The sequence below is a fragment of the Arthrobacter sp. 10T413_2 genome (assembly GCF_056394205.1).
Genome location: NZ_JBFTHK010000177.1, coordinates 1 through 8,552 on the forward strand (window position 1 = coordinate 1; position 8,552 = coordinate 8,552).

Annotated in this window: 8 protein-coding genes and 2 pseudogenes; 5 read left to right on the forward strand and 5 right to left on the reverse strand. The window is 62.7% G+C overall.

Annotation, left to right across the window (positions count from 1 at the left end):
* Window positions 1–309: 309 nt before the first annotated feature.
* From AC1DBQ_RS19390 to AC1DBQ_RS19405, 4 genes are all read right to left on the reverse strand, one after another.
* Window positions 310–747: a VOC family protein gene (locus tag AC1DBQ_RS19390; RefSeq protein ID WP_476930059.1), complete on the reverse strand. Its 438-nt coding sequence runs from the start codon at window positions 745–747 to the stop codon at window positions 310–312.
* A 135-nt stretch (window positions 748–882) separates the two neighbouring features.
* Entirely contained in the window at window positions 883–1,281 is a 399-nt protein-coding gene (locus AC1DBQ_RS19395; protein ID WP_476930060.1) for a hypothetical protein, read from the reverse strand.
* Window positions 1,282–1,569: 288 nt separating this feature from the next.
* Window positions 1,570–2,394 carry a sulfurtransferase gene (locus tag AC1DBQ_RS19400; protein ID WP_476930061.1) on the reverse strand — a complete coding sequence of 275 codons (825 nt, stop codon included), beginning with the start codon at window positions 2,392–2,394 and terminating at the stop codon, window positions 1,570–1,572.
* A 397-nt stretch (window positions 2,395–2,791) separates the two neighbouring features.
* The gene (locus tag AC1DBQ_RS19405) at window positions 2,792–3,370 is read right to left on the reverse strand and encodes a TetR/AcrR family transcriptional regulator C-terminal domain-containing protein (protein ID WP_476930062.1); all 579 of its coding nucleotides are present in this window, start codon (window positions 3,368–3,370) and stop codon (window positions 2,792–2,794) included.
* A gap of 180 nt (window positions 3,371–3,550) precedes the next feature.
* Here AC1DBQ_RS19405 and AC1DBQ_RS19410 point away from each other — a divergent pair, with 180 nt between their 5' ends.
* The 3 genes from AC1DBQ_RS19410 to AC1DBQ_RS19420 all read left to right on the forward strand — a co-directional run bounded on the left by AC1DBQ_RS19410 (window position 3,551) and on the right by AC1DBQ_RS19420 (window position 5,735).
* Window positions 3,551–4,132 carry a DUF4386 domain-containing protein gene (locus tag AC1DBQ_RS19410; protein WP_476930063.1) on the forward strand — a complete coding sequence of 194 codons (582 nt, stop codon included), beginning with the start codon at window positions 3,551–3,553 and terminating at the stop codon, window positions 4,130–4,132.
* A gap of 460 nt (window positions 4,133–4,592) precedes the next feature.
* Window positions 4,593–5,090 carry a DUF1801 domain-containing protein gene (locus tag AC1DBQ_RS19415; RefSeq protein WP_476930064.1) on the forward strand — a complete coding sequence of 166 codons (498 nt, stop codon included), beginning with the start codon at window positions 4,593–4,595 and terminating at the stop codon, window positions 5,088–5,090.
* 267 nt (window positions 5,091–5,357) lie between these two features.
* Entirely contained in the window at window positions 5,358–5,735 is a 378-nt protein-coding gene (locus AC1DBQ_RS19420) for a hypothetical protein (RefSeq protein ID WP_476930065.1), read from the forward strand.
* A 342-nt stretch (window positions 5,736–6,077) separates the two neighbouring features.
* Here AC1DBQ_RS19420 and AC1DBQ_RS19425 read toward each other — a convergent pair.
* Window positions 6,078–7,123 (reverse strand): annotated as a pseudogene (locus AC1DBQ_RS19425) (S66 family peptidase).
* Between the two features lie 287 nt (window positions 7,124–7,410).
* On the opposite strand from AC1DBQ_RS19425, the pseudogene AC1DBQ_RS19430 reads away from it, so the two are divergent.
* Together AC1DBQ_RS19430 and AC1DBQ_RS19435 are read left to right on the forward strand one after the other, a co-directional pair.
* A pseudogene (locus AC1DBQ_RS19430) lies at window positions 7,411–7,668 on the forward strand (MarR family transcriptional regulator); the annotation flags it as partial.
* 317 nt (window positions 7,669–7,985) lie between these two features.
* Window positions 7,986–8,339 (forward strand): iron chaperone, encoded by a 354-nt coding sequence (locus AC1DBQ_RS19435; protein ID WP_476930066.1) that lies wholly within the window; start codon window positions 7,986–7,988, stop codon window positions 8,337–8,339.
* The last annotated feature ends 213 nt before the right edge of the window (window positions 8,340–8,552 follow it).

Here is an 8,552-nt window from a genome sequence, read left to right on the forward strand (position 1 = left end):
CGCGAACGACTCGTCGGTCGCCCGCATGATCAACATGTACTTGGCCATCTCATGCTCCTTGATTCCGGAAGGTCGCGCTTCGACCTTCTCACCCACAGGTCGAACGGCGCGAGGCCAGATCGACACAAACCGAAGAATCTTTGCTTGCGCCCACGCGGGACTTCTTGCCACCGCTCCACCAACGCTAGCCGACCGCCAGTGACTGACCGTATTGTCAAGGACGCGCAGTCAGCCGCCCGTAAGCGGATCCTTTACCGGACATTTCGACCCTGAGGCCTGTAATGCGGGCCAATTGAGCCGAGATAGGTCTCAGTCTGTCTTCAGTTCCTCGACGAGCATCACGAGGATTCCGCTTGGGCCGCGAAGGTACGTGAGTTTGTAGACGTCCTTATAGGTCGCCACCCCGCGCAGCGGAAGGCATCCATGCTTCGCAGCTACCTCAAGGGCCTTGTCGATGTCGTCGACTGAGAAGGCCACGCGGTGCATGCCAATGTCGTTGGGACGAGTCGGGCTCGACTCGATCGCTTTGGGATGGATGTATTCGAAGAGCTCAAGTCKACCATKACCGTCTGGGGTCTGGAGCATCGCAATGTTCGCGTGGTTACCATCAAGTCCGACAGCAGTATCGGTCCACTCCCCGCTGACCGTGTCACGGCCGATGACCGTCAGACCKAGATCGGTGAAAAAGGCGATTGCTGCTTCGAGATCGCGAACGGCGATACCCACGTTCTCAAGTTTGATAGCCATGCCTTGAAAGCTACCAAGGCGGACCGATCAGCTCCAGTAGCGATGCGCCCTGGCTCTCCATTAGCCGATCCCTCCGCGTGCATTTGAGGACGCCAACTTTGAGCCCTGATGAGGCTTCTGATTGCGGGGAGAGGATCATTCGGTCTCGGCTTCGCGTGCGAGCACCTCCCGACCCACTCGGTTGCCGGCCTCCGTATTGGCGAGCCACACGATTGCCCCCGGGGTAGGGCTTTCGTCCGGCCACTCAGTTAGCCAGGTGCGTGTGATCCGTTCGATTGCGTCTCCCGTTGAGTGGGGCCACGGGTGATGCCCCTGCTCGTCGACGTCACCGGCGATCATCAGGCCCTCCATGAGGAGTTCGGCGATTAAGCCAATTGTGAGCGTTCGTCGTTGGATGGGATCTGCGATTCCCGCAAGGCTTGTACTTTGGTAGACCCATGCGGCATATGCCCAGTCGTCGAGGCCGCCTACGAGAACGTCCTCTTTTGGGGTGCGACTGTCCATTGTGCTCATCCGATAGGGATCGTCAGTCATGTGCATTTTCACAGTATGCCTGTTCTGGAAGCAGCGACTGGGCGAGACACAACTGCCCGTTAGCCGGTCGATCACCGTGCCGCGGAAGCCCGCCACGTTCCCCGCGGTTGCTGGCCTAGGCCTGTGACTCGCAGCGATAAATGGCGGTCTTTTCGCAGGGCGCTATTTGTCACCCTTCAGCCCCGTAAGGGGATCCTTTACCGGGCCAGACTGAGACGGTCTCCACTCTTCAGGATGGCGGTCGTGGAGGTCGTGGTCTCGACCCGAGTGGGCATCGTAGGTCGGTTGTCAGCCGAGCTCGGCTCGGCGGCGAGGCTCGGCTCCGTACTCTGACCACCCGCCTGGGTAGAGACGGCCCTGGCCGAGTCCTGCATGCTCGAGAGCGAGAAGGTTGTGGCAGGCCGTGACGCCTGAGCCACAGTAGKAGATGACGGCAGTAGCGTCTTCGATCCCAATCTTCGCAAACGCTCGTCGGACCTCTGCGATCGGGCGCAGGCGTCCATCGGGGGCGAGGTTCCCACGGCAAGGGACGTTCACTGCGCCAGGGATGTGTCCGGCTTGGGGATCGGTGGGCAGCTGGAGGCTTCCGTCGAAGCGTTCGGCATTGCGGGCGTCGACGATGATMCCGGCAGCCCCTGCCGTGATGTCCTCAAGCTGGGCGAGACGGGCCTCGGGCCACGGAGACGGCGTGAAGGTCGCGGGCGTCGGCTTCACGGGCGTCGTCTCCAGCGGTCCCGTCCATGCGGCGAGCCCGCCGTCGAGCAGCGCCGCCCTATGCCCGAGCGCACGCAGCATCCACACGAGCCGCGCGGCGATGACTCCCCCCGCGTCGTCGTAGGCGACGACGGTCGTGTCGTCGCCGATTCCCAGGGATGACATTCCATGTGCGAACACTTCAGAGTCGGGAAGCGGGTTCAGCCCGTGTGGTCCAGAACTGCCCGACAACCATGCGTCCAGGTCCACGAACACCGCATCTGGAAGATGCCCGCCGTCGTACGCTGCACGGCCCGACGCACCGTCGAGGTACCAGCGAACATCAGCGGTGACAACATTACTTCGGTGCGCCTTCAGCCACGCGGCATCAACAAAGGGTGGAAGATCTTCTTCGGTCATCCGGCTGTCGTCCATACAGTGCAGGCTAGATGACGTGTCCATACTTTGAGCAAAAATGTCCCATTATATGGACATCCTGCAGAGGATGCGCCGCACCACTGCGGGCGCCCGTAGGCCGGTCCCCCACCGCGACACCCTAGGCCCGCTCCCCCGCCTGTGACTGTTGGTTGAGTAAGGCGGTTAATTCACTGGTCGGAATGGCGGTTTTGGTTTTGTCAGTAGAAGGTGAGGGGTGCAGATTGGGCAGGAGCTTTCCGCGCTTCACTCATCGAGGGGAAATGTGGGGCGTCAGAAGCCCGTTGCAGGATCCTGGATAACTTGAGKGGGGAACTTGTGGATGGCGCTCGAAGCGCTCTGGTTCAGGTGGGTTTCTGCGCAGGAGTCCTGGCGAKAGAGGTCATGGATTTGCGATCTCGAGGGCCTGCGCCGCTGCTATGCCGTCGAGGATGAGCTTCAGTCCGAAGTCGAACTCGTGGCCGTAGGCGTAGCCCGGCTGCAGGATCAGGCTGACAGCCATGTCGGCAAGGTTGGAAAACGCCTGCGCCATCTGCTTTTGCTGCGCCATGATGTCTTTTGTCGCGCCGCCGACGTCGCCCGCCGCGTCGAGGGGCAGCGACGCCTCCTGCTGCGCGAAGCCGTGCACATAGCTGTCGAGAATCGACATGGCGTGGCCGGTCAGGGGCATCGATAATCCTGCCGCGCGCAGGCAGCCGATCACGGAGTCCAGGTGACCTAGCGTCGCCGCCCCAGGCGAKGTTCGGGCCTTGATGCTGATCGCCCAGGGATGCTGCGCCAAAACGCTGCGCATCGACTCCGCTCGCTCTTGCATGGCCGTGCGCCACTCGTCACCGGCGCGCGGGGTCGAGAACTCGGAGTACACGACATCGAGCATCCCGTCGAGAATATCGTCTTTGCTCTTGACKTGGTAATAGAGCGACATCGCCTCGATGCCCAGTTCTGTKGCGAGCTTGCGCATGCTCAGCKACTCGATACCTCCGGCATCGGCGAGGGTCACCGCTACCCGGATGGCCCGCTCCCGGGTGACCGGTTCTCTAGGTTCTGACTTTGCCATAGCCCTACCTTACATCGTATGGTACGCTTTTGTCATTCGACCTTACACCGTATGGTTAGCGTCGGTTTCAAGACAGGACACACCATGATCAGCGCACGCAGAACCGCCCGCACCGTCGGCACGCTCATGCTCGCCGGCTTCCTCCTCTACGGCATCGGAAGCTCCATCGCTAGAACCGCCTCCCCCGGCGCACTCCTCACCACCGGCACGGTGATGATGCTGCTCAACTCGGCGGCCGTCATCTCCATCGGTGCGCTCATGCGGCCGGTCCTGCGCCCACACGCCCCGGCAACCGCCGTCGGCTACCTCGCCACCCGCATCTTCGAGGGCGCGTTCCTCGCGGTCGGCGCGATCGCCCTGCTCGTCGGAGCCGCCAACACCAACTTCCTCGCATACAACATCGCGATGGCCGGCCTCGGTATCGGAAGCCTGTTCTTCTGCGTCGCTCTCTACCGCTCGCGCCTCGTGCCGCGGTTCCTCGCGGTCTGGGGATTCGTCGGCTACGCGTCGTTCGCGGCCGGATGCTTCCTCGAACTCGCCGGAGTCGCCGGCGCCGGGCTCGTCTCCACCATTCCCGGTGGCCTGTTCGAAATCTTCTTCGCCATCTGGCTCATCGCGCGCGGYTTCGGCTCAACCGCGGCCATCACGGTCACGACTCCCGCCTGACCACCCCCTGGATGACGGGTAGCATCCGTACCTCGCCCGCGAAATTAGAAATTAAGCGCGGCATTACCCCCACCCCGCCGCCAAGCCCGCACAAACGGCGCGAGTCATCCCAACGGCCAACCCACCTTCGAAGGAACATGACATGGCCACCACCGTGCGGATTCCCGTAGGACACACCCGCAAACTGTCCGAAGTGCCCTATTCGCTACGGTCTAAAACGACCGTATTTGCAGTGGTGAATGCGGTGCGTGTGAGTAGCKGCCATGTCTGTGATTCGCAGCGATAAGTGGCGGCGTATTCCCGACGCTAAATGTCACATCTGGTGCCCGTAAGCGGATCGTCTACTGCACCAAGCAGTCMCACGATGAAGCATCTCCCTCACGGGAGCCCAGCGCGACACGCAGCCCTGGGAACGCCGCTACGGAGCGCTGCGGCTCTCCACACTTGCAAGAATGGGCGCATGGCTGAGTCGAAAAGTTCCGGGTCCAAGTTCACCGCTGAGGAGCGGGCCGCCATGAAACAGCGCGCCAAAGAGCTAAAGGAGCAGCAGAGCTCGGCCGTGGCCTTACAGTCGGTTCTCGACAAGATCGCCTCGCTTGACGAGCCGGACAAGACTAACGCGGAGCGCATCCACGCGATCGTCACCGACGCGGCGCCGTCGCTGAGCCCCAGGCTTTTCTACGGCAGCCCCGGTTACGCGGATGCGCAGGGCAGGGTCATCCTCTTCTACCAGGAGCGAGCCAAGTTCAAGGCGCGCTACGGAAATCTCGCCTTCTTCGGAGCCGCACAACTGGACGACGGAACCATGTGGCCCACCGGATTCGCGATCACAGAAATTTCACAATCCGATGAAAAAGTGATCGCTGAGCTGGTACGCAAGGCCACCGGCCAGCTCTKATTGCACCGGCCTGAAACCGGTTCAGGGGCCGCCACATGTGGGTGTACCCCCGGCAACTGAGGACAGGGAGAGTGTTCGCAGGCCGATCCCCTTACGGGCTGCAGGGTGACAAATAGCGCCGCAAAAAGACCGCCATTTACCGCCGAAAGTCACAGCCCACCGATGTCATTTTCCGAAGTCGTCTGCACGGAACGTCAGGAGTCCTCTGCACTACAGGAACAGCTCATCTGGGGCGGGGCGGGTCGAGCAAGGATCCAGCGGGCCCGCCTGATTGGTGGTGCGGTTTGGCTAATTCGTTGGTGAGGCGTGCATGCCACAATGAGGCCCATGACTCGAATCCTCATGATCGGCATCCACGCGCGAGCCCTCGACTATAGCAAGCTGCCTCCTGGCCTCGACGAGGCCACGATGACCGAACGGATCGAAGCGGGGTTCGGGGCCACTACGGCCGCCGGCTTCGACGCCGTCAACTRCCTGATCGGCACCTCCCCGGACGAGGCCGAAGCAGAGATTCGCTMGGCGTTMGGTCGTGATMGTTTCGGCCTCGTGATGATCGGGGGCGGCATCAGGATGATCCCGGAGTACACCGAGCTCTTCGAACGGATCATCAACGTGTGCAATGCGGAATCGCCCGGAATCACCTTCTGCTTCAACACATCGCCCGAGACGACTCTGGACGMGTTGGAGCGTCACGCCCAKCCGTGAACGTCTGCGACGCAATCCGGTGCGTCGACTAGCCTCGGCGTTTCGTGTCGGCGGTCATGAGATGCGCCTCTGCTCACGTGCGKCTGCGATGTATTGGGAATAGGTGCTCGCCTTACGGGCACTGTTGCGACACGGAGCGACCAAGAAACGCCGCCACAGAGCGACCAACTCCACACGTGCAGTGTTTCGTGCAAAGGTCAGTGTCGGCGTTCCGCGAATTGGCGCGGCGTCAGGAGCCGCGGACGATGCGGTGTGGCCAGCGCACGAATACGACCGTTACTGGTCACGCTCACTCGCGGGGGCGCCCGGTAAAGGATCCCTCACCGTGCACTTGCAGCCCGGTCAKGCGTAGCTGGCGGTCCTGGCGTTGCCGTCGAGTTGGATTCGACCCCCATAGGGGAGGATCCACTGAGGTCGGGTGTGCCCGAAGGGCACTCCGATGCAAACGACGGCGTCCGGGTTGTATCGCCCGATTTCGGTGCTGACCACGTCCCGCTGCGCCGCGCACAGCCGGGCCCGTTCGGCGGCAGGGGGAACCTGCCCGTGGCTGCTGACGGGAGGCCGGGCGACCATCACGCCGTCGACCGCCCCCAGCACACCTCGCTCGCCCAGCGCCCGCACCCACCGCTTAACCCAATCTGCCGGAGCGAGCAGTTCGCTGGTTTCCAGGATCAAGATGCCGCCCCGCAGMGCGTCGACGCTGGGCAGCCTATCGGCGAGGGCGAGTTGGTCCAGGACTTCGATGCATCCACCCCAAGTTGGACCGGCGACCTTGCGTGCGGGACCTGTCCACGCCCAGGGCTCGGTGGATTCACGGTCGCCATATTCGACGAGTGCCCGCTGGTCGCGCCAATCCGGCCCAAAGTCCTCCGACTCCCCGGGATCCGTGACTTCGAGTTCACTTCCGGTAAGCAGCGCAGCCCGCAGGGAAGCGAGGTGAACGGCGTCCGCCCCCGGTCCGGCTCCGAGGTGGACCTGGGTCGAACCGCCGTAATAGGCGCGGATCCCGAGGGACCACAGCCAGTTGAGCAGGTTGGTGTTGTCGCTGTATCCGATGAAGATCTTGGGATTGGCGGCGGCTGCCGGTTCGTCGAGATGAGGTATGACAGTGATCTGGTCGTCGCCGCCGATGGTGGCGAGAATGGCTCGGATGCTGGGATCGGCGAATGCCGCATTGACGTCGGCCGCACGTTCTTGGGGACTGGATCCGAGCTTGCGGGTCGTGGGGAACTCCACCGGGTCAGACCAGTAACCGCGGTGAGCCTACGCATCGCCTGCTCATGCACGGCCGGAGCGATTCCGGGCGCCGCGAATGCTGGGGAGAGAACCGCCACCCGATCACCCCTAGCGAGCTTCGGTGCGGACAAGTTCGGCTGCGAATAATCCATACACTCATCGAACCAGATGGTCCCCGGATCGATTCTTCTTGTCGACCCGGCGTGCCGATGGAGGATCCTTAAGCGTGCGCGGCGCTGGGCGACTTTATCTGCTTCAAAGGTGGCTCTGTCGCGCCTGCACGCGGCGCAGCATAGCCTCCATGCATACTCCTGCCCAAAGGAGCCCGAAAATAATCGCCGCCGTCGGCAACATGAGGATATCGACGCCAGGCGCGGCAGTGGTGTCTTGGCKGTCAAGAGTCTCGAACATCAAGTAAGAATCGAGACTGACAATGCCAATGACGATCATCGCCGGCGGTGAACCGGKAGGCTCCCTGAGGGGAGCCACAATAGCGCTGCGTGAACTGGTGCTGTGCGCCGAGCAGTTCCGCAACGTGCACGCGGGCKAGCTCCACCTGGCGGCCAGCGAAGTGACAGCCCTTGGCCACCTGTACAGGGTGGGCCCGCTGTCCCCGAAAGACCTGGCGKCCGTGCTCGGCATCACCTCCGGGACCATGACCGCCATGCTGGACCGGGTCGAGAAAGCCGGGTTCCTGACCCGCAGCAACAACCCGCAGGACAGGCGCTCCCTGGTCATCACCATCACCCCCGCCGGCCAGCACGCGCTGGCCTGGCTGCACGAAAAATTCGATGAGGCCACCCGCCGTGCCCTCGAAGCGGTACCCGKAATCAGCGCCGACGAACTCAAAGGCGCCCTCGAAGCCGTAAGCCGCAGCCTCGGGGAAGATGTTCGGGCGGCAGAACAGTTCGGCGGACGGCACCAAGCCGGCCCCGCGCCATCTGACGACCCTTCGAAAGCCGGGGATAGCCGGAGCGGCCTGCGCGTCGTGAGGGCGGGGGGTAGGATCACGTCATGGGGACTGTCAGCACATACCTCAGCACGATCGAGGGTGCCGATCGCGCGGCCCTTGAACGCGTTTACGCGATCGCACGCGAAGTCGTGCCCGAGGCCGAGGAAGGCACGAGCTACGCCATGGCCGCGCTTATTTACCGTGGCAAGGGGCTTATCGCCACAGTGCGGGCAAAGAAGTTCCTGGCGCTCTACCCATACAGTGGCGCGGTTTTGGCGGCTAATCTCGGTGTGMTGGAAAATTTCGAGACGACGAGCGGAAGCGTCCACTATTCCGCGGAACAGCAAGTTCCGGACGCCGCGTTGCGGCTCATTGTCCTGGCGCGGCGAGCCGAAATTGATGCAAGAGCCTCATAGGCGACCGTTGCTGGCTGCCCTGGGATCTTAGTTGCTGACAGACCGGCCCTGCACAACCGAACTGGCCCGCCCCGGCGGCGTATCCGACGGGCCCGGTTTCGACCGTGACTTTGCATCAACAGCCAACGCAACTCCTGAAGATAATCAGGTGTTGCGATGATCGTTAGAATCCACCGCCCACGAAACGGCTCACGTTTCGACCAGCGCTGACAA

Coding starts and splice junctions, on each gene's coding strand:
- AC1DBQ_RS19395 (WP_476930060.1), bottom strand. CDS start 1,281: ATGACTGACGATCCCTATCGGATGAGCACAATGGACAGTCGCACCCCA.